16 protein-coding genes and 1 pseudogene are annotated in these 20,517 nt (G+C 60.5%); 5 read left to right on the top strand and 12 right to left on the bottom strand.

Annotation, left to right across the window (positions count from 1 at the left end; translation table 11 throughout):
- Positions 1-12 precede the first annotated feature (12 nt).
- The 7 genes and pseudogenes from HJG53_RS14280 to HJG53_RS14255 form a co-directional block, all read right to left on the bottom strand.
- The gene (locus HJG53_RS14280) at positions 13-2,391 is read right to left on the bottom strand and encodes a TonB-dependent receptor (protein ID WP_171131711.1); all 2,379 of its coding nucleotides are present in this window, start codon (positions 2,389-2,391) and stop codon (positions 13-15) included.
- 1 nt (position 2,392) lies between these two features.
- Positions 2,393-4,000 carry an AMP-binding protein gene (locus HJG53_RS14275; protein WP_217352867.1) on the bottom strand — a complete coding sequence of 536 codons (1,608 nt, stop codon included), beginning with the start codon at positions 3,998-4,000 and terminating at the stop codon, positions 2,393-2,395.
- 53 nt (positions 4,001-4,053) lie between these two features.
- Positions 4,054-4,242: an SDR family oxidoreductase gene (locus HJG53_RS18835; RefSeq protein ID WP_254447795.1), complete on the bottom strand. Its 189-nt coding sequence runs from the start codon at positions 4,240-4,242 to the stop codon at positions 4,054-4,056.
- 49 nt (positions 4,243-4,291) lie between these two features.
- Positions 4,292-4,732, bottom strand: a pseudogene (locus tag HJG53_RS18830) (SDR family NAD(P)-dependent oxidoreductase); the annotation flags it as partial.
- Positions 4,733-4,815: 83 nt separating this feature from the next.
- Positions 4,816-6,243 (bottom strand): FAD-dependent oxidoreductase, encoded by a 1,428-nt coding sequence (locus tag HJG53_RS14265; protein WP_171131709.1) that lies wholly within the window; start codon positions 6,241-6,243, stop codon positions 4,816-4,818.
- An 18-nt stretch (positions 6,244-6,261) separates the two neighbouring features.
- Positions 6,262-7,506 (bottom strand): cytochrome P450, encoded by a 1,245-nt coding sequence (locus HJG53_RS14260; protein ID WP_171131707.1) that lies wholly within the window; start codon positions 7,504-7,506, stop codon positions 6,262-6,264.
- 21 nt (positions 7,507-7,527) lie between these two features.
- Positions 7,528-8,709 carry a hypothetical protein gene (locus HJG53_RS14255; protein WP_171131705.1) on the bottom strand — a complete coding sequence of 394 codons (1,182 nt, stop codon included), beginning with the start codon at positions 8,707-8,709 and terminating at the stop codon, positions 7,528-7,530.
- 275 nt (positions 8,710-8,984) lie between these two features.
- On the opposite strand from HJG53_RS14255, the gene HJG53_RS14250 reads away from it, so the two are divergent.
- Positions 8,985-10,109 (top strand): acyl-CoA dehydrogenase family protein, encoded by a 1,125-nt coding sequence (locus tag HJG53_RS14250; RefSeq protein ID WP_171131703.1) that lies wholly within the window; start codon positions 8,985-8,987, stop codon positions 10,107-10,109.
- Between the two features lie 73 nt (positions 10,110-10,182).
- On the opposite strand, the gene HJG53_RS14245 is transcribed toward HJG53_RS14250, so the two are convergent.
- On the bottom strand, positions 10,183-11,388 hold the full coding sequence (locus tag HJG53_RS14245) for an acyl-CoA dehydrogenase family protein (RefSeq protein WP_171131702.1): 1,206 nt from the start codon (positions 11,386-11,388) through the stop codon (positions 10,183-10,185).
- Between the two features lie 451 nt (positions 11,389-11,839).
- On the opposite strand from HJG53_RS14245, the gene HJG53_RS14240 reads away from it, so the two are divergent.
- The 4 genes from HJG53_RS14240 to HJG53_RS18820 all read left to right on the top strand — a co-directional run bounded on the left by HJG53_RS14240 (position 11,840) and on the right by HJG53_RS18820 (position 14,974).
- A complete protein-coding gene (locus HJG53_RS14240) occupies positions 11,840-12,991 on the top strand; it encodes an acyl-CoA dehydrogenase family protein (protein ID WP_171131700.1) in 1,152 nt (383 codons plus the stop codon).
- Positions 12,991-13,950 (top strand): acyl-CoA dehydrogenase family protein, encoded by a 960-nt coding sequence (locus HJG53_RS14235; RefSeq protein ID WP_171131698.1) that lies wholly within the window; start codon positions 12,991-12,993, stop codon positions 13,948-13,950. The genes HJG53_RS14240 and HJG53_RS14235 overlap by 1 nt, the downstream gene beginning before the upstream one ends.
- Positions 13,951-14,336: 386 nt before the next feature.
- Positions 14,337-14,642, top strand: coding sequence for a TolC family protein (locus HJG53_RS18825; RefSeq protein ID WP_254447794.1), 306 nt, complete (start codon positions 14,337-14,339; stop codon positions 14,640-14,642).
- Entirely contained in the window at positions 14,573-14,974 is a 402-nt protein-coding gene (locus HJG53_RS18820) for a hypothetical protein (protein WP_254447810.1), read from the top strand. The genes HJG53_RS18825 and HJG53_RS18820 overlap by 70 nt, the downstream gene beginning before the upstream one ends.
- Before the next feature lie 182 nt (positions 14,975-15,156).
- Here the strand turns inward: HJG53_RS18820 and HJG53_RS14225 are convergent, their stop codons facing one another.
- From HJG53_RS14225 to HJG53_RS14210, 4 genes are all read right to left on the bottom strand, one after another.
- Positions 15,157-16,077: an alpha/beta fold hydrolase gene (locus HJG53_RS14225; protein WP_254447793.1), complete on the bottom strand. Its 921-nt coding sequence runs from the start codon at positions 16,075-16,077 to the stop codon at positions 15,157-15,159.
- Between the two features lie 115 nt (positions 16,078-16,192).
- The gene (locus tag HJG53_RS14220; protein WP_171131694.1) at positions 16,193-17,677 is read right to left on the bottom strand and encodes an efflux transporter outer membrane subunit; all 1,485 of its coding nucleotides are present in this window, start codon (positions 17,675-17,677) and stop codon (positions 16,193-16,195) included.
- Positions 17,678-17,684: 7 nt separating this feature from the next.
- Entirely contained in the window at positions 17,685-19,232 is a 1,548-nt protein-coding gene (locus HJG53_RS14215; RefSeq protein WP_368039591.1) for an MDR family MFS transporter, read from the bottom strand.
- A gap of 11 nt (positions 19,233-19,243) precedes the next feature.
- Positions 19,244-20,389 (bottom strand): HlyD family secretion protein, encoded by a 1,146-nt coding sequence (locus HJG53_RS14210; protein ID WP_171131691.1) that lies wholly within the window; start codon positions 20,387-20,389, stop codon positions 19,244-19,246.
- Between the last annotated feature and the right edge of the window lie 128 nt (positions 20,390-20,517).

The following is a 20,517-nucleotide window of genomic DNA, read 5'->3' as shown; positions in this document are numbered from 1 at the left end:
CCGTATTCCCCGTCAGTATTTGAACGCCAGTTCAACGAAGACCTGCCGTCCCCTGTTTTGCGTCAGAGCGAGGTCGTCGCCGATGAGCGCCTGTCGGAATGGCCGACCGGAAGCCTGGTTCACGTAAATCTTGTCGGTCAGATTGTTGCCGATCAGCGACAAGCGCCACCGATCGTCCGGAGCTCCGATCGAAATGTTTGCATCCAATGTCACATAATCGTTCTGAACATAGTCATTCAATGTCGTTGCATCAGCAAAGTAGGATCCGGAGTAGTTAGCCAGCCCGAACAGGCTAAGCTTCAGATTGTCCCCCACCGGGAGGTTCCAATCAAACGAAACGTTGCCAGACCATTTCGGTGCACGCGGTGCTGCCCTGCCGTTCAGATCTACCCCCGCATTGGAGATGTAGGTGTCGGTGAACTCGGCATCGGTGTATGCCACTGCAGCAGACAAGGTTAATCCATCGACCGGCGCACGCCAACTCAGGTCAATGTCTCCCCCCCGAGAGCGCAATTCGCCCGCGTTACTAGTGGAATACTGGATCGCGACTGGATCGAAGCTCTGTATTTGCAGATCGGAGAAGACGTAGTTAAACAGCGACACATTGAGGCGAAGCCGATTCTGTGCCAGCGTGCTTTTCAGGCCGATCTCGAACCCCTCAGCAGTCTCCGAATCGAACATCAACCGCGAATAATCGCCCGATGCGACGATGGCGCTCAAGCCGCTTGAAGGGAGAGCACTGTTGTCGATACCACCGGACTTGAAGCCCTTCTTGTATACCGCATAAACCTGCGCGTTGTTGGATACCTCGTACTTGACAGAAATTTCGGGAGAGAAGTTCTCGTCGTCGAAACGAATTTGTGGCGATTGAAAACCGCTTCGAAGGAAGTTGAACGGGGGCCGTGACAGCACCGCGTGAACGTAGGGCACTTCAATCCGGTTGACTTTCTCCTCCTTGGTGTATCGCACGCCAGCCGAAAGCTCGATGCGGTCGGTAGGCTCGACCAGGAGATTACCGAATAACGAGAAGGCATCGGTCTTGGTGAAGTGAAGTCGCCGCCAGTCGAATGTAGACCCTGTAACCGGGTCTGGAGCCAAGAACGAGATGTTGACGGCGTTTTGGGCGGCTTCGAACAAAATGGAACGTCGCTCGTAAAAGCCGCCTAACAGCCAGTTCAGCGGCCCATCGTTGTCGCTGGAAAATCGGACCTCCTGCGTGAACTGTTCAGTGCGATTGTGGTTGAGGTCGGTACCAACGCCGAATACGCCGCCGTAACCGTAGAAATCCTGACCTCGCGACTCGAAGTCGAAGTAGCCCGTCACCAGCGCGAGCGACAGGCTGTCGCTCAATCCGATGTCCGCGCGGGCGCGCAACAAGTAAATATCCGTTTCGTTGAACGGCACTCCTCCGTTGTTGTCCATCCCCGGAGGCCCCTTCCGGCTCAATTGAGGGGCGGAATCGGGGAGCCAGAACGTGTTGTCAAAGGCATTGCAGTCATAGCCCGCGGGGACGACCACCGCTCCGCCCAGCAGTACCAGCGGATCGGCAACACCGTTTGGACCGCAGAAAATCTGGGTATGGCGCACCTCCCCGTCATTTCTATGGCCGACGTAATTCGCCTTGATATTGAATTTGAAGCTGTCGCTGGGCTCAAATTCCAGCGTCCCGCGAATGTTGAGGTTTTCCTCTCCGCGATAAGGATTGGCGACATTGGGCGCAGCGTTGAAATAGAGTTCGTCGACCTTGTTGTAGCGAACCGCGATCCGATAGCCGAGCGAATCGCTGATGGGGCCGGAAACATAGCCTTCGGCAGTGTAACCCTTCTCTTCGAACTCGTAAGACCCGCGCAGTCCCGCCTCGAATGAGGAGGTCGGATCTGCGGATCGGATGGAAACGACGCCCGCAGTCGCGCTCTTCCCGAAATAAAGGGACTGCGGGCCTTTGAGTACGTCGATCTGGGCGACATCGAAGAAGCCGGCTTGAACCAAGCGCATGGAACTCACCACAATCCCGTCGAAGTCCAGCGCTACGGCGCTGTCGAACGCAGCAGATACGTTGGAGGATCCAATACCGCGCAAGCTGAGTTGCCCGCCCGAACCCGATCCACCGACTGCGATGTTCAGTGTCGGAACGCGGGCCGCCAATGCTTCCGGTTTTGAGATCTGGGACTTCTCGAGCGACTCGCCGCCAATGGACGTGATCGAGATCGGCACATCCTGTAATGCTTCGTCGCGCCGGCGCGCCGTGACAATGATGGCGCCATCATCCTCGTCCATTGCCCGTTCGGACGCCACTTTGACTGGATCCTGCGCGCTGGCTTGCGAAGGCATTACGCTAGATGCAAAAAGCCCGACCGCGCAGCTGGAAAGGAACAGGTGTTTTTTTGGCATTTTAAGCTCTCCCTGATATCATTAATCTTTCCCGAGTTTTTCGCCGCAAGATGTTCTTCTGAATTTTTCCGGATGCGGTGCGGGGGAAATGGTCGACTATGTGTATGCTTTCCGGGCTCTTTTGGGGGGAGAGACCCTGTTCATGGAGAAACCGCCTCAGTTCTTCGGCTCCCAGCCGCTGGCGGTGGTCATGGAGTATCAGCCATGCGCATACCCCTTCCCCCAGCCTTGGGTGGGGCATGGCGACAACCGCAGCTTCCTGAATGGCAGGATGGCGATGGAGCACGTCCTCAATTTCCTTCGCACTGAGGTTCTCGCCACCGCGAATGATAAGGTCCTTCAGCCTGCCGGTCACCACGATGCTGCATTGGGGACCCGCACGGACTAGGTCTCCCGAGTGGAAGTAGCCGTCCTGATCGACAGCTTTCTCGGTCTCTTCCCAGTCAGTATAGCCCAGGAACATGGATGGACCCCGCGCGAGGATCTCACCTTCGTTACCCGGAGCCACATCGCAGCCTTCAGAATCGACGATGCGCACATCATAGTTATAGATGCGGCCATCCGTTTCAGCGGCCAGCCTCGCGTCTTCCTTCTTCTGAAAGCCCTGGGTCACCAACGGCACTTCAGTGCTGCCATACACGCGGAAGCACCGGCAATTCTCCAGGACATCGTGTGCACGCGCGATCAGCTGCGGCGGCACCTCGGCTCCGCCGCAAGCAAACTGGCGCAGGCTCGACAGACCAGTGCCGCGTGCCTGCGCTTCATCCACCAGCTCCTTAAGGAAGGGCGTCGCCCCGACCGTGAGAGTCGCGCCGGTCCGCTCGATGAAATCGACCGCCGTAACCTTGTCCCACCGAGACATCAGCGCTGTCTTGATCGGCGAACTGAACGCCTGTTCCAGAGAGGAGTATCCGGTCACATGCGTGACCGGCGAAGCCATGAGTGTGATATCGCCCTCGCCCACCCCGCGTGCTTCAGCGGAATTGGCCGCAGAACGCCTCAGCGTGTTATGGCTGTGCAGAACGCCTTTCGGGACGCCGGTCGTTCCAGACGTGTACATCAGCAGCTTGATATGGTTGGGGTCAACTTGGTCTGCCTGGAAGCGGTCCGGATCGCCTTGCTCAACCATGGCGGAGTAGCTCGAATTCAGGGTTTCCCCGTCACCAGGACGCACGGTTACTAGCCATTCCAGCGATGGTGTCTGGCGGGCGAGCCGCCGGGCCATTTCCGGATAGTTGAAATTGCTCACAACGCCCGGCGTGAACAGCACACGCGATCCGGCGTCCTTTAGGATAAACCCCACCTCATGATCGCGATAGATGGGAATAATCGGATTGATCACCAGGCCGAGGGCACAGCAAGCGAGGTTGATGATCGCCATTTCCCGCCAGTTCGGCAGGTTGGCGCTGACCACATCGCCTTTGCGCAGGCCCAGTTCAGCCAGCGAAACGGCCAACCGGCGCGCCTCATCTACGGCTTCGCCAAACTTCAGGTCAGATCCATCATCGAACCAGATCGCGACGCCGCCGGGGTCCGCTTCCGACTTCGCAACCGCATCCTGCCAAGTCGTGCGGTTTTCCCACACGTCTTGTCGGACGAGATCATCCATCTCGTACTGGTTTCGCCAGACTCGCCAGCCACTAGGATCCCGTGTGCCGCGCATCAAAGGGTCGAGCCCCCGTCGATGACGAGTTCAAGGCCCGTCACCCATTCTGACAGATCGGACGCCAGGTACAGAACCCCGTTCGCGATATCGATGGGCCGGCCAACCCGGCCTAGCGGGTTCGCCGCATTCATCCGAGCAAGGGCGGCGTCGGCGTCGCCGGTGAGGGCGGCGAAATCGTCGAGCATCCGAGTGTGAATGCCCCCCTGGATGAACCGAGTTGCAGCGAATCCGATCGCTGGCCGCGTGCAGCGCCACCGATTTGGTGAGGGCCCGCACGGCGGCCTTGGACGCCGAATAGGCGGCCAGCGCTGCCGCCGGCCGCAGGCCCTGTACGGAACTGAGATTGATGATCGAGCCACCATCCCCTGAGGCCCGCATCAACGGTAGAGCGGTCCGGCATCCGAGAAATACGCTCTCCACATTGATGGACTGCACTCGACGCCACAGGTCTAGATCGGTCTGCTCGATGTTGGCTGCGGGGCTGATGCCGGCGTTGTTGACCAAGACATCAAGGCGGCCGTGTTCCTCACGCAGCGCTTCGATCACCTCGTTCCATTGATCGGGGCTGGTCACGTCAAGATCGCGGTAGACGGCCCCTTTCATCGCGGCTGCGGCTGTTCCGCCGAGTTTGGGCTCGACATCGGTTACGACGACGCGCGCGCCATGCTGGGCCATCCGATCGGCAATTTCGCGCCCGATTCCCCGCGCCGCTCCCGTCACGAGCGCCACTTTGCCTTCAAGCGATAGATCGCCGGCCATCATGCTGGTTCCCTGTTTGCCGTAGCCCCGGCCTCCCGCGCCGCCTGCTCGCCCGCCACGCGGCCAAAGACGATCGCATTGGCGATGGAGTTGCCGCCTCCGATGTAGCGGTCGCCCAGCACTCCGCCCGACACTTCGCCGGCTGAAAATAGGCCGCTAATGGGTCGGTCGGCGCTGTCGAGAACGCGCATGTCCTCATCCACGCGCAGGCCGGTGGACGTGAGGCAGACAATCGCCGGGCGGATTTCCGCAGCATAGAAAGGCGGCTGCGCGACCGGCTTCATCAGGCTGGCATCCTTGCGGAACTTGCTGTCCTGGCCCTTCGCGTAATCCGAATTGTAGCGGGCGATCGTTGTCTGGAGCGCGTTGCCCTCGATGCCCACCCGATCGGCGAGTTCAGCCAGCGTATCGGCCTTGATCACCTTGCCCTTGGCGATCTGTTCGTCGATCTTGTCGATCACCCAATTGAGGGTGATGAGGCCGGCATTATGCGCTGCAGCGTAGCGCGGCTCGGGTTCGGCGTTGGCGCGCGCGTTCTCGTCGAAGATCGCAAACACCGAACCGCCGAGCTGATCCTTCACCACCCCGGACATCACCGCATATTCAGTTGTCTCGTCGATGAACCGGCGCCCTTCCCGGTTAACGTAGACCAGCCAGCCAGGGACGAAGACTTCGAGGTCGCGGTAGAAGCCGGGCGTGGTCAGGAGCAGGCCGCGATCGTGGCCCGCAATATCGCCGCCCACGGCCTGTCCCATCAGCAGGCCATCGCCTGTGCAGGTCTTGGCGGTGATCGCCCAGGTCCAGTCGCCGTGCCGGGCAGCTTCGGGATAATGGCGGTTCAGCAGCAGCTTGTTATGGCCAAAGCCGCCGGTGGCGATGATCACATTGCGCGCGCTTACGGTGGCGCCATCCAGCACCACGCCGCGCACGGCGCCGTTTTCGTCGGCATGCAGGGCGGTCACCCGGCAGCCGCGCGACACGTCGATGTCGCGGCGGCTGACCTCGCGGTCCAGAACCTCCGCGATGGCAGCGCCGTTGCCGGTTGCCTTGTGGCCGCGCGCGACACTTTCCACGCCCGAGGCATAGAGGTCGGCGGGAGCGAAGGTCACGCCGAGTTGGATCAGCCACTCGATCGCCGGCCCAGACATTTCGCACAGCCGCCGCACAATCGCCGGCTCTACCTTGTGCTGGTTGAGCGTCATGTAATATTCGTACATCGCGCAGACGCTGTCGCCTTCGACACCGGCTGCGCGCTGGACACTCGTCGGCGCACCGTAGACCACGCCTCCTGAAAGCGCCGTCGATCCACCCAACTGATCCGCCGCTTCCAGGAGCGCCACGCGCGCGCCGCAATCATGGGCGGTGATGGCGGCCGCCATGCCGGCCCCACCGCCACCGACAATTATGACATCGTAATCAAACGCCATGCTGCCTCCCCTCCTTCCTCAACGCTTCGAAAACTCGATCTCGAATTCATTGAGGCCGCGTAGGATCACGCTCGGCGTGTGCGAGAGCTTATCCGGATCAACCAGACGAATGTCCTTCAGCCGGGCCGTCATTTCTCGGACCGCGATCGCGATCTCGCGCCGCGCCAGCTGCGCACCGATGCAGTGGTGGATGCCGGCCCCGAAGGCGAGATGCGACGAGGAATTCTTGCGGTCGACGTCGAAATCAGCCGGGCACTCGAACCTTCGCTCATCGCGGTTCGCCGAGCCGTAGCGCAAGTTGACCAAGCTGCCTTTCGGAATGGTCGTTCCACCGATCTGGACATCCTCCATCGTCATCCGGAAAAGGCCTTGGACAGGAGATTCGTGACGCAGGATCTCTTCTGCGAAATTGTCGCATTTGCCCGGCTCTCTAACGAGCCGCTCGACCAGTTCGGGTTCCTGGGCGAGCCGGATGACCGAGGCGCCGATGGCGCTGGTGGTCGTCTCGTTGCCGGCGACGAGCAACTGATTGAGGATCGAGAGCAGTTCAGGCGTGTCCAGCGGCGCTCCGTCAACGTCCTTCGTTACGAGGTCGGAAATGATGTCGTCGCGAGGGCTTTTCCGGCGATCGGCGAATACTTCGACAAAATAGTGCTGCATCTCGACGGCGAGCTTTGCGCATTCGATTTTGCGCTCGGTGGAAATCAATAGGCCGAGCGGGGCGACGGCCGCGTCCGACCACTCCTTGAACTTGTCGCGATGGCTGCGCGGGACGCCAAGCTGGTCGGCTATGACGAACATGGGTACGGGAATGGCGAAGTCGTGCATCACCTTCAGGCGCCCGTCCTCGATGAAGTTGTCGATCAGTTCCCTGACGACTTCGACCATATACTCTTCCATCTGGCGGACCCGGCCGGCGGTGAAGGTACGATCGACTAGCTTTCGATAACGAGTGTGCGAGGGGGGGTCGTTGCTGACCAGCGTATCTGGCAAGTCGCCGAATCCTTCCTCGGTGTAGATTCGCATCACTTCATCGGGGACGGCGCCCGGCCGGAACCCCATCTTGCTTGAAAAAACCTTGGGGTTCCGGATTGCTGCCAGACAATCGTCGTACCGCGAGATGATCCAGAAACCCGCACCCTCCACAAAGTGAGCCGGAGCATGCCCGCGCAACTGCTCGTAGAGCGGATAAGGGCATTCCATGACTTGCGGATCGGTGAAGTCAAACTTGAACGGTTCCGCGCTTGCAATAGCTGAATTCATTGCAATCCTCTTTCGATCGGCTCAAACACTCGCCACCGAGGCTAAAACTTGCATCAGCGGGTTCAGCAGAACCCTGCGCCTCCGGTCTGGCTGTGGCAGCTTTTCGTCGTGTAGCTCGCCCTCCCGACCTATGTAAGGATTGACAGTGCATCCCATCCGGCGCTCCGGGCCCAGAAGCATTCCGACGCAGCCTTGGTTGCAGGCGATGCAAGGACGGATTTCCGCCTGCCTGCCTTCACGCGTCTTGCGCACTATCGCGGCGTCGGCGATGTGCGCGCGGGTCATGCCGACAAGATCGGCTGTCCCCTCCGAAATGACCTGACTGACCTCTTCCAGCGTGCGAAACCTTCCAGTCACGATGCGGGGAACTTTGACTGCCGCTGTCACGGGAGCACTGGTTGGCAATTCGTAGCCGGCAGGCTCGAACATCCCTCCGATCATGTTGGGAAAAGCGAAATAGCCTCCCATCGAAACATCAAGAAAATCGATGAGGCCCCGCTCCTCGAGATACCTAGCCGCTTGCGCCGTTTCTTCGGGGGTCATCCCGCCTTCGACGATTTCGGGGCTCAACCGCACCCCCACCGGATAATCGGAACCGACCTCCTCGCGGATCGCAGAAAGCACTTCGACGGTGAAGCGCATCCGGTTCTCGAAGCTGCCGCCATATTCGTCCTCGCGGCGGTTGAGCATCCGCGACATGAACTGTTGCGGCAGATAGCCGTGCGAGGCGTGCAATTCGACGCCGTCGATCCCGCCCTCCTTGCAACGCCTGGCCGCAGCCGCGAAAGCCGCCACCACCTCGTCGATCTGAGCCTTGCTCATGGCGATCGGCACCACGCCGAGAACCGGACTGGGCAAATCGCAAGAGGACCAGGGCGTTCCGCCGCCGAGCGGTACGCCATTGTGCCCGGCGTGCCACAACTGCTGGAACATGCGCATGCCGTGGGGGCGCACGGCCGCCATCAGCTGGGCATAGCCATCGATAATGGAATCATCGAAATTGCAGATAGACGAGGGGCAAGTCGGGTGTACGCCGGCGATTTCGAGAATAGTTAGGCCCACGCCGCCGCGGGCGCGTTCAACGTGGTAGTCGATCAGGCTTGCGTCGATTCCGCCGGCCCCGAAGTGTGTCGAGTGCGCGGTACGCACTACCCTGTTTGGAACCACGACCCCAGCGATCGAGATCGGCTCTAGCGCTTTCATCCCGTCCTCCCGCCGCTGGACCGATCTTCGCCGGCCCCCCGCAAACTGCAGTCAAATCTTAGCGTGAACTATGCATCCCTCCAAGCTAAAACTATGCATCGTTATATATTTTTTGCGCTCGAAGGTTCGGCGCCTCTGGAATGCCTGATGTGTGCCCAACCCCTGCACCTGTCCAGGAAATCTCGACCCCATTCAGCAGGGGAATCTGCGAGCCTTGCCAATCCCTCCAATTGGCGTCATCCAAACCTACTCATCATTGTCTTTTTGGAAGCGCTATGAACTTTGATCTGAGCAATGAGCAGGCTCTGTATCGCGATACCATAAGCAACTTCCTCGCGGACCGATGCTCGGTTCAGAAGCGCACACTCTATCTGGGCCAGCAGTGCGGCTACGATCTGTCGAACTGGACTGGGTTGGCAGAATTGGGCGTACTGGCATTGCCGTTCTCCACCGATCTGGGTGGACTGGGAGGCACGGCGAAAGAAGTTGCGATTATTCAGGAGGAAATCGGCTATCACTTGGCGTTAGAGCCATTTGCACAGAATGTTGCCATACCCGCAGTCGCACTAAACTGGTTTGACGACCGCAATCTCGCGCGGTCCCTGGCGGGAGGCATGATTTCTGGTAGGAGGACGGTCGCCGTCGCCATCACCGGCGACGGCGAGAACCAATACTGCGACACCGCGCGGTTCCGAGCCAGTTCCAACGAAGAGGGGCTCATTCTTGTCGGGACCAAGTCCTTCGTCACCTACCCATCGGCCGACCTGTTTCTCGTGAGCGCGGCGCCAGAGGATGAAGGCGGACAGCTGCCCGCCGTCCTGCTGCTGGTTCCGGCCGACGCACCGGGCGTCGGCATCAATAATCACCGGCTCATCGACGGAACGCCAGCAGCCGACATCGAGTTCGATAATGTCCAATTGGCTGCTGGCTCGATCGTGGTCAGCCAAAATGCAAGTGATGCCATTGCAGGAATTTATCGCACCGGCGCGCATGCGGCGGTGGCCGAATGCCTCGGGATCCTCCGCCGCATGGTCGACCTGACAGTCGAACACACGAACAACCGCATCCAGTTCGGCAAGCCCCTCGCCGCCAATCAGGTCGTGCGCCATCGCCTCGCGGAAATGGTGATGCATTACGAACTGGCGCAGAGCGTCGTCGCAGGGCTTGGTCTTTACGCGGTAGAGACCAAGCAGGCCATCAGCCAGCTTTCCGCTGCGAAGGTCACGATGGCAGATGCCTTCGGTTTCATCGGCAAGCAGTCCATCCAGCTACACGGCGCGATCGGACTCACCGATGAATACGAGCTTTCCCATTGCTACAAGCGCGCCCTTGTCCTGCTGGAAAGCTATGGAAACAAAAGATCGCATGCGCTGAAGCTGGCCCAACTCGAAGCTACCTGAAACGACCCTGTCTCAATTTGGCGGGACTGCCGCCGCGCCAGACCCCCGCTGCCCGCGACCGGTGCGCGGTTGGTCAAGTCAGTTCCTTGGCGATGATCTCGCGTTGGATTTCCGACGCTCCGCCAAATATCGTCGCGGCAAGTCCATTTAGATGTCGCCCAGCGACGGCCCACCCGTGTTCGGGCACGGGTGCCTCGGGTGCCACGAGAAAATCCGGTCCCTGGAGCTTTAACGCCGGAAGGCCACGGGATCCCATTGCGTCCAGAGACGCCTTCTCGATCGCCTGAAGCAATTCCGATCCCAATGTCTTTACGATCGAAGCAGTCGTGCCCGGTCTGGCACCGGCCTGCCGTCGGGAGACCTGCCGCATGTCAAGGGTTTCGAGAGCAATCACCTGGGCTTCCAACTGGCCGAGGCGAAGCTGAATGTCCTTTTCGTGGATCAACTGCCTGCCTGGTATGTCGCCTGGTTCGTTGCGCAGGATCGTCTTGTATCCTTCAAGCGCCACCCGACAGCGGGTCGATGGCGCTCCACCTCCGCGCTCGAACTCGAGCAGATATTTCGCGTAAGCCCATCCCTTCCCTTCGTCTCCGACGAGATTCCGGACCGGCACGCGTACGTCGTCCAGAAAGACTTGGTTTACCTCATGGTCGCCCGCGATCGTGATGATCGGTTTCACCGTGACGCCGCGCGAACTCATGTCGATTAAGAGAAAGCTGATTCCGTTCTGCTGCTTTTCCTCCTGCGAGGTGCGAACCAAGGCGAACATCATGTTAGCAAAATGGGCGTGAGTGGTCCAAATCTTGTCGCCCGAGACAACGTAATCGTCACCATCGCGCACCGCCCGCGTCTTGAGACTAGAGAGGTCGGAACCCGCACCCGGTTCTGAGAATCCTTGGCACCAATAATCCTCGCCTGACCGGATGCGTGGTAGGTAAAATTCCTTCTGCCAGTCGGACCCGAATTCGCAGATCACCGGACCCACCAGATTGACTCCCATCGGCGAGACTGCCGGCGCCCGGCTGCGAGCCGCCTCGCTTTCGTAGATGTAGCGCTGCACCGAGGACCAGCCGCACCCGCCATATTCTTTCGGCCAGGCATAGGTGATCCAGCCCTTTTCGTAGAGCGCTCGATGCCATTCGCTCGCCCACGGTGGATCGACGAATACGCCTGTAGAAAGCCGACTCGCCCGCCGCACCGCATTGGTCAGGTGCCGTTCAAGAAAATCAAGAACATCTTGGCGGAACGCGTACTCTTCCGAAGTTAGCTCTATATGCAAATGAGGTACACCCTTCTTGGCCTAGGCAAAGTGCCAGTCAATCCTCGGCAACGCAAAGTGGCTGTGGCTCCCAAAGAAACCAATCGTGCATTGCCATGCTCAAAATAGGGTTATTGTGCAGCAAAACGCACCATCCTCTCGTCGAGCTGGTTTTTGCGGACGAGCCGGCGTACATCACCTCCGTCAGAGCCCAATCGGGTCGCAGGGAGTGGCCACGTCTCGGGGGCCGAAGATTATATCTCCGTTCACGTTTAAGCATGCCCTCCGGCGGCCCGAAAGCGCCAATCTTGGCGTAAGATCCTACGCATGGCATTTTTTGTCAAGTCGCCGCACATCTCTGATCCAGCCGCAGATGGAGCAGCCTCTTTTTTACCGAGTGTTGACTTTTTGAGGTAGTGCCATGCTAAAGAGCCGACTCCTGAGGACAGGCACCTGAAGGAAGTACCACCCCATGTTCGCCGCGTTTTCCTATGCCGAGGTTCCCGCGGCGGATGAAAGCCTCCGCGCGCTGGCGGCCAAAATTGCTGCTGCGGCAGTGGCTGGGACACCGCTCGAAATCAGAGCTCGCTCATGGACGGGTTTCGATGCTCAATTTAGCCGGAAGCTGGGAAACGCCGGACTTATCGGCCTGATGTTGCCTGTTGAATATGGGGGCGCAGGTCGTGGCCCTTTCGCACGTTACGTCGTAGTCGAAGAGCTTCTCTCGGCGGGCGCACCAGTGGCGGCTCACTGGATCGCCGAGCGTCAGAGCGCTCCGCTCTTGATCAAGTTCGGTACTCCAGAGCAACGCCGGCGTTATATTCCCGGGATTTGTCGTGGTGAGACATTCTTTTGCATCGGCATGAGTGAACCGGATGCGGGCTCGGACCTCGCGGCGGTCCGCACCACAGCCGAGGCGGCCGGGAAGGGATGGCGCCTAAATGGCCAGAAAATCTGGACCAGCAACGCAGCTCGATCGCACTACATGATTGCCCTCGTTCGGACGTCCGGCCAGTCAGAAGATCGGCACAGGGGCTTGTCGCAAGTGATAGTAGACCTGAGGCTCCCGGGTGTCGACATCCGACCCATTCGCGATCTCGCCGGGGACGACCATTTCGCAGAAGTCTTCTTCGACAATGTCGAACTCGGCCCCGACGCGCTAATTGGCGAGGAAGGAATGGGCTGGCAGCAGGTCGTAGCCGAACTCGCTTACGAGAGAAGCGGTCCCGAACGAATTTATTCCTCCATGGTTCTACTCGACGGCTGGCGTCGACATCTGCATAAGGCGGGCCGGACAGACGATACGACCGCGCAAATACTAGGATGTCTGCTCGCCCGGATGGCTAGCCTCCGCGCCATGTCGCTAGCTTGCACCGCGCAGCTGGCGGCGGGCGAAAGCCCGGAGGTCGAAGCGTGCATGGTAAAGGACCTCGGCACGGCTTTCGAACAGGACATCCCTCGCATAGTCGGCGACGATCTAGCTTCCCACCCGGAGGAGCACGTGGAGCCGGAGCTCTACCGGGCGCTGGCCTATTTGGAGATGATTTGCCCGAGCTTCTCGCTGAGAGGCGGCACGCGCGAAATCTTGCGCGGGATCATTGCGCGCGGGATGCATTTGCGGTGATGCACGACGCCAGTCTTCCTGACATGTTCGACCGAATGATTTCTAACCTGTTCGACGGCCCGGCAATCAGGAGCATCGAGGAAGGTTCCGCAAAATCCGGTATTTGGGAAACGCTCGAAGTCTCAGGGTTTCTTGATGCTTTGGTGCCGGAAGCCGAAGGTGGGGCCGGTCTCTCCTTTGCCGAGACCATGCCGCTGTTCCTAGCCATGGGACGACGGGCGGTGCCACTCCCGATCGGCGAGACGATGATCGCACGCGCCGTTCTGGCGAAATCAGGACGAACTTGTCCATCCGGTCCGATCGTACTCGGCCTCCCTTCACTGGTGCTGCCGGGCGCACAGCACGCTGAATATATTCTGACAGAGAAAAGGGGCGAGCTGGAACTGAGTTGCATCAAGGACGCGAACTATGCCGACGCGAACAACTATGCGGGCCCGCATGAAATTATCACGGGCAAAGAACGGTCGGGTGTGGAAGAAGCGGCGGAGCCTCTAAGCACCGCGGGGGCAGTGCTCTTCGCTGCTCTGATTGTGGGTGCGAGCGATACGGTCTTGCAGATGAGCGTCGATTACGCTCTGCACCGAGTGCAGTTCGGCAAATCCATCGCGCAGCAGCAGGCGCTGCAGCAGAATCTGGCCGTCGCAGCGGAGCATGTTGTGGCGGCACGCATGGCCTGTGAGACGGCCTCAAGCCAAGATCATTGGCCAAGCCAGATCGCCGCCGCTTGGTCCAAGATCGTGGCTTCGCGAACCGCGTCTGTGCTTGTCAGGACGGCGCACGCTGTGCACGGGGCTATCGGCATCAGCAGCGAACATGAACTTAACATCTATACGAAACGCATTCAGACATGGCGCCTCGCCGGCGGAACAGAGACTTACTGGGCTGTCATTATGGGTAGAGACATGATCGCTGATCCCCGACCGACACTCCCCTTGATGCTCCAAGAAATGTTTTCCTGATGTCGAGCAAGTTACGGATCGCACTTGAATCCGACACAACTGTCTCTTGGAGGAACCATGCTCAGGCGCGGAGTTATCTGAGTCATATATGTCGCTCATTGCGGATGGTGGCATCAAGCGTTGCCTCGGTTCAGTTCGTTTGGACTCCAGCCGAGCTTCCGTGCTGTATCGCTGGGTTTCGTGATCGCTCGGCTAGTCGCTGGTCCCACTATAGCTAACCCGCTTGCTGATTCTAAAAGCAGGAGCGTTGGTGGCGTTGCTGCTGACGCAGGCCGAGACGGAGATCGCCGAGTTGCGGCGGACCACCGATCAGTCGCGCAACCTGCTGACGGTGCTGACCGGCGGTCCGATTGCCGGCGACCTTCCCGAAGGTCTCCCGCTTGCCGATGCCCGGTCAGTTCGCGGCGATCGACGCGGACCTGCCCTCGCACCTGCTGACGAACCGCCCCGACATCATCGCTGCCGAATACCAATTGCGCGCCGCCAATGCCGATATCGGCGCGGCGCGCGCGGCATTCTTTCCCAATATCTCGCTGACCGGCAGCCTGGGCTTCGCATCGCCGGTGCTGGGCGATCTGGTGCAGGGCGACAGCCAGAGCGGTCGTTCGGCGGTGCGCTCAACCTGCCGATCTTCGACTGGGGGCGGCGCGAGGCGCAGGTCCAAATCAGCCGCGCGGTCGCCGACGAACTGACCGCAGCCTACCAACGCACTGTCCAGGAGGCCTTCCGCGAAGTGTCCGACGCGCTGGTAGGGCGGCAGCGTTGCTGGCGCTACGTGCGGCCGAGTTCGTCGCGCTGGGCGGTGGGCTGCAGGAAGTATCACCCGCCCCGCCGGGTGGCTGAAGCCACCCTCAGCGCAATGAACCAGGCGCAACGAACCTATGGACCCGATCTCCATACTCTGGTGATAGCTCTGGCCTGCGCGGGCAGTGTCGATTGTGGCGCGCCGGTACCGACTGTCACAGTCCACCGTCCGTGCGCTCATCGATCAAGCCGAAGCACTTGCAGGCTGCACGCTAGTTAAACGACGCCGCGCGGCACGGTAGCAGCAGCACACTGCCGGTCGCTAATCGTGACTTGGCTTCAGCCCGAAAGCGTATGAATCGCCTGCACTTCAAGAACCGCTATCAATTGCTTCTGCTAAATGGGCGCTTGTTGATGTTAAGCACCTTATCCGCTGTGCTTGAACGTTCATCCGCGGAACCTTCAACAGGGACGTTTAACCGGGTTGAGACGCCAAACAGCGAGCAAGGCCCGCAGAGCGGCGACGAACGCCAGCGGCTGATCGAGCATCAAATGATGGCGAGCCTCGGGCACGGCGATCAAAGGAATATCGGCGCCGCCAAGCTCGCGAATGTAGTCACCCGAGTCCTTCGTAAAGAGAAGGCTTTGCTCGCCGTGTATTACGGCTTTGCGGCCCGGCGCAGTGACGAGCCGGTGTCCCATCTCGCGCCACTCGCCGTGCGCTTCTTCGGGCCCGAACACCGAGGGCGAAAACTTCCAGGTCCATGCATCGCCTTCGCGGCGGAGCGAGTGGTAGGCCATGTAATCCATCAGGAACGCTTCGGTAACGGGCTGCGGCGGCGACAGGACATATCGTTCGCGCGCGCTTGCGTAATCGGGATAACGGCGATGGGGCCGGTCGGGATCGCCGGATCCCGGACCGGCGCGGCCTGTCCCCCAGAACGCATCGAGCTGCGACGGGCGCAGCACCATCAGATCGCAAATCACCGCGCCGGAGAACGCGTCGGGTGCGAGCGAAAGCGCCTCGAGAGCCACTGCGGAGCCGAAGCTGTGCGCGACAATGATCGGCTTGCAGCGATGGGCAAAAAGATCCAGCGCTTCCGCGACCCCGATCATCTCGCATCCGCGGGCGGCCATGTCGCACTTCTCGCGCGGTTCGCTGTCGCCCATACCTGATAGGTCGTAGGCGACAATGTGGTAATCCTCGGCGAAGAACGGCGCCACGAATGCGAAGCAGCGCGCATGCGACAGGAAGCCGTGGGTCATCAGTATCGGTGGTGCCGTTGGATTCCCCCAACGAAAATAGTGCATGCGCACGCCGTCAACTTCCACGAAACCTTCTTCGCGCGGAACGGACAGTGCGCTGACGAACCAGCCAGGCAATCGAGAGGGATCGGGGGCCCAAGTCGATACGATATCCGGAGTGATCTCAGTCATCTCTCGCAGTGGACCAGATCAGCACCATATTTCTTCACCAGTTTGCCGTTGAGAGCATATGTCACGGCTGCCGCGATGCCATGTCAACAGCAGGGCTCCATCCGAGTCCAAGCGATTTCTGAACTGCGATATAGGCGCCTGTGAGTGATGCGAGCGCGCTGCGCAGGTTCGCCTCTGCAAGCACCCTTTGGCGCTCCGCCTCGAGCAGGTCGCCACGGGAAATCACGCCGCTCCCGAACCGCTGCCGCATGAGAACAGCCGATTGATCGGCGGACCGCTTGATTTCGGCCAGCGCGGCCGCCGTGCGGCGTTGCTGCGCAAATCGGGATAGCGCGTTTTCAGCGTCTTGCAGCGCGCCAAGCACCACCTGCCTATATTGTGCTTCGGCCTCATCTCGACCGGCGCGCGTCTGCGCGATTGCAGCAGCACTTCGACCAAAATCGAGCAGGCCCCATTGAAGTTGAGGCAGGGCGATTTTCGAGACATTCCCCAGATCGACCAGATCACCAAGCGACGTTCCGCCGATGCCGAGAATACCCATGAAGCTGATCTTCGGAAATCGCACCGCCTCGGCCACCCCGATCCTCGCGGTCGTGGCGGCGAGGTTGCGCTCTGCGGCTCTGACGTCTGGCCGGCGCCGCAGAAGTGAGACTGGATCACCGATTTCGACGCTGTGAGGCGGCAGCGGAACATCGCGCACGGGCGCTAGCAACGTATCAAGAGATCCTGGCGCTTCGCCGACGAGCACGGCCAGCGCATTGAGGTAAGTCTCAATCTCCGCTTCGGTGGAAGCCAGATCGCTGATGTTCACCTGAACAGCACGATCCGCCTGCCCCACTGCGAAAGCAGCAACGGTGCCCTGCTGAAAACGTCGCCGGGCGAAATCCGACTGCTGCTGCTGAAGAGCAAGTCCGCTACGTAGGGCAGCGGCGCGTTGCTGACGATCCCGCAGGTTCGTGTATGTCTGCGCTACCTCGGCTGCGAGCTGAACCTGTGCGTCGGCGGCGTTGTAGGCCGCCGCCGCGGCCAAGGCGTTCGCAGCTTCGATTTTCCTTATCTGCCCACCCGCGAGATCGATCTCCCAGTTCGCATTGAGGCCGAGGTTGAAGAACCTCAGCGATGTGTCGGGGTCTGGTGAGGCTGAAGGAGCCATCGGGGGGGCGGGGCTGCCGCTTCCCTGGGACGACTGCAGATCTATGCCGGGCAGATCAGCGAAGATCGCGGTCCCTTGAGCGCCTGCGGTGGGAAAGCGGTTGGCGCGTTCCTGGCGAACGGACGCACGGGCCTGGCGGAGCCTGGCCTGTGCAATCTCAAGAGAGGGACTGGAGACAAGCGCACGCCGCTCAAGCTCGTCGAGCACCGGGTCCTGAAGGCGAGTCCACCATTCAGCGGGAGCAGGGTCATTGACGGTCTCAGCCGCTGTCGAACGCACGAAGCTGGATCTTGGGGCGGCGCGGCCAAGTTCCGGCGGTCCGGCATAATCGGGGCCGACGACGCACCCGCCGAGGACGAGCGGGACGATGAAGATGCCTTTAAGTTTTGCCATTCTTACCTCAGTGCATCGTCATCGGCTGCCCTTTGGGCAGCGGGCGGAGAAAGAAGACAAGCGGAAGGGTTGCCAGAGTCGCAGCCGCCATCGTCCAGAAGATGTCATTATATGTCATCACGAATGCCTGCTGCTGGATGGTGCCTGCAAGCGACTGCAGCCCAGCTTCCGTGCTGCCGAGCGCGCCTGACATCGCGTCGATATACTCACGCAGCCTGGGATCGTTTGCCCAGAGTGTCTCCTCCATCCGCCGGCTGTGGAGTGACATTCTTTGGTCTTGAAACGAAGCGAGGCCCGCCAAAGCAAAAGATCCGCCAAGATTGCGCGCCGCATTGAAGATTCCAGACGCATCGCCGGCATCTTCCTTGGAAACCGATGCAATGGTCGCCTGATTAAGGAACAGCATCGTGAGGATCATGCCAACACCGCGCAGGAGCTGTCCGGTGGTAAATGCCCCGCCGGCTGACTCCGCGGTCAGGCTCGTGCTCGCGAAACAGCTCACCGCCATAACGGCAAGGCCGGTGCCGACGGCGAGCCGGATATCCACGACACGGATCAGGAACGGCACGAAAGGCATCAACACGAAGGCGGGCACGCCCATAAGGAAGATGACCTGGCCCGTTTGCAGGGCGTTGTAGTCGGCAATGAGTGCCAGAAACTGTGGTATGACGAAGTTGGAGCCATACATCACCATGCCAAGCGCCAGCGCCATGACGACGACGCTGCCGAACTGCCGGTTCATGACGATCCCAAGCTTCAGGACTGGCTTTGATGCCCAGAGCTGTCCGATCGCCAACATCGCAAACCCGGCGATGGTCATGATCGTCAGTTGAATAATGAAGGTGGACTCGAACCATTCCTCGCGATGCCCCTCTTCCAGAACGACCGTCAGGCCGCCGAGCCCCAGGATCATTCCGATAATCCCGAACCAGTCCGCTTCGCGGAGATAGATCCAGTTCGTCCGCTCGTGCGGAAGGCCGAGCAGGAGCAGCAGCAGGAGCACGCCGCAGACCGGCACGTTCACGAAGAACGCATAGTGCCAGCTCAGATTCTCCGTCAGCCAGCCGCCTAGAAGCGGACCCATCACCGGGCCAAGGATCACGGTCATTCCGAAAAGTGCCATGCCGATTGGCTGCTGCGATGGTGGCAGGCGCTTCGCCACGATCGTCATGGCCGTCGGAATCAAAATACCCCCCATAAAGCCCTGACCGGTTCGTCCGATGATCATGGTGGTGAGATCCGTGGCGACACCACACAAAATCGAGAACGCCGTGAATCCAGTGACCGCGATCAGGAGCAGCGTTCTCAGTCCCAACAGCCGTTCCAGCCACGCGCTCAAAGGTATCACTACGATCTCAGCGACAAGAAACGAGGTCGCGATCCAGGTTCCTTCAGTTCCTGTGGCTCCTATTTCGCCTTGAATTGTGGGCAGTGCAGAGTTGACAATCGATATGTCCAGGGTGGCGAGCAGTGCACCAAGGGCGCCGGCGGCTACGGCGATCCACGCGGTAGCATCGGCCCGTTGCGCTTGAGAACCACCCTGAGGTGCTGCCACTGTAGCCATCGTCAGCGCCCCCGGCTGGCCTGACGGATGCGGTCGAGTTCACCTTTGGCCGATCGAGTATCGACCGTCACCTCGACCGACATTCCGGGGATGAGCAGCCGCCGAACCTGCGGAAGGGCCTCGACGGAGATGCGCACGGGGACACGCTGGACGACTTTGGTGAAGTTGCCTGTCGCATTCTGTGGCGGAAGAACGGAGAACTGAGCACCCGTGCCCGGGGCAAAGCTGGCAACGCGCCCTTTCAGCTCAACACCCGGCAGCGCATCGACCTCGATGACGACCGGCTGGCCGATCCGCATCAGACCGAGCTGCGTTTCCTTGAAGTTTGCCTCGATGAAGAGACGGTCTGCGGGCACCAACGTCATCATGCGCGTGCCGGGCTGAACAAACTGACCCACGCGCACAGCCAGATCACCCACCCGGCCATCGATCGCCGCTGTGAGCACGGTCGATTCCACGTTCACGCGCGCCGCCGCCAACTGAGCCCGCGCGGCCTGGGCTTGGGACTGAGCCTGCCGAACCTGAGCGTCGAGCGTGTTCACGCGCCGCTGCGCTGCGAGCAGTCCTGCTTCCGCGGCACTGACCCGCTCTCGGGCTTGGCGTGCTTGCGTTTGAAGCTGGGCGACCCGCTCGCGTGGCTCCGCGCCGGACGCCGCGAGTGGCTGATAGCGGCTGACTTGCTGCGTCGCGAACGCAGCTTCAGCGCGGGCAGCTTCGAGCTGCGCTTCCGCCTGAGCGATCGCGGCTCGCTGCTCCTCGATCTGAGCTCGCGTCGTGTCTCCCGAGGCCTCCGCCGTTCCTATCTGGCTGTTGATCTGTTCGGTCTGCGCGCGATACTCACGCGGATCGAGCCGAGCCAAGGACTGCCCCTGGCGAACCGACTGATTTTCAGCGACAAAGACGCGCTCCACGTACCCGGCGATTTTGGGCGCGATCACGACCGAGTCGGCGGCGACATAGGCGTTGTCAGTGCCCTGCATGTATTTGCCGCGGTTTTGGTGATCCAGATACCACACGAGACCCGCTACCGCGATCACGATGGCGCCGACGAGAAGTGCGAGCCTGACACGTGGCGACTTCAGCGGTGAGTTTCGAGGCGCTTCCTCATTTTCGGCCGCCGCAGACGCGGTTGCCTGATAATCGACCATGCCAATCCTAATCCGATGCCATTCTCCCGCTGCGCTTGCCACGCCGGTGAAGACACGGCAATACCATATGGTATGGAACCTCACGATCGACGGCTCCGTGCCGTTGCGACGACCTTTGGATGGACCTG

Origin of the sequence: Sphingomonas sp. ID1715 (assembly GCF_013044515.1) — a bacterium.
Classification (GTDB): Bacteria; Pseudomonadota; Alphaproteobacteria; order Sphingomonadales; family Sphingomonadaceae; genus Sphingomonas_B.
The sequence above is the reverse complement of the archived record's forward strand: the minus strand, read 5'-3'. Positions and strand labels throughout refer to the sequence as shown.

Excerpts from the sequence above, each read along its gene's own strand:
- HJG53_RS14265 (WP_171131709.1), bottom strand. The coding sequence starts at position 6,243 with ATGGCGTTTGATTACGATGTCATAATTGTCGGTGGCGGTGGGGCCGGC.
- HJG53_RS14260 (WP_171131707.1), bottom strand. The coding sequence starts at position 7,506 with ATGAATTCAGCTATTGCAAGCGCGGAACCGTTCAAGTTTGACTTCACC.
- HJG53_RS14250 (WP_171131703.1), top strand. The coding sequence starts at position 8,985 with ATGAACTTTGATCTGAGCAATGAGCAGGCTCTGTATCGCGATACCATA.
- HJG53_RS14210 (WP_171131691.1), bottom strand. The coding sequence starts at position 20,389 with ATGGTCGATTATCAGGCAACCGCGTCTGCGGCGGCCGAAAATGAGGAA.
- HJG53_RS14255 (WP_171131705.1), bottom strand. The coding sequence starts at position 8,709 with ATGAAAGCGCTAGAGCCGATCTCGATCGCTGGGGTCGTGGTTCCAAAC.
- HJG53_RS14280 (WP_171131711.1), bottom strand. The coding sequence starts at position 2,391 with ATGCCAAAAAAACACCTGTTCCTTTCCAGCTGCGCGGTCGGGCTTTTT.
- HJG53_RS14220 (WP_171131694.1), bottom strand. The coding sequence starts at position 17,677 with ATGGCAAAACTTAAAGGCATCTTCATCGTCCCGCTCGTCCTCGGCGGG.
- HJG53_RS14235 (WP_171131698.1), top strand. The coding sequence starts at position 12,991 with ATGCACGACGCCAGTCTTCCTGACATGTTCGACCGAATGATTTCTAAC.
- HJG53_RS18825 (WP_254447794.1), top strand. The coding sequence starts at position 14,337 with ATGCCCGGTCAGTTCGCGGCGATCGACGCGGACCTGCCCTCGCACCTG.
- HJG53_RS18835 (WP_254447795.1), bottom strand. The coding sequence starts at position 4,242 with ATGCTCGACGATTTCGCCGCCCTCACCGGCGACGCCGACGCCGCCCTT.
- HJG53_RS14275 (WP_217352867.1), bottom strand. The coding sequence starts at position 4,000 with ATGGATGATCTCGTCCGACAAGACGTGTGGGAAAACCGCACGACTTGG.
- HJG53_RS14240 (WP_171131700.1), top strand. The coding sequence starts at position 11,840 with ATGTTCGCCGCGTTTTCCTATGCCGAGGTTCCCGCGGCGGATGAAAGC.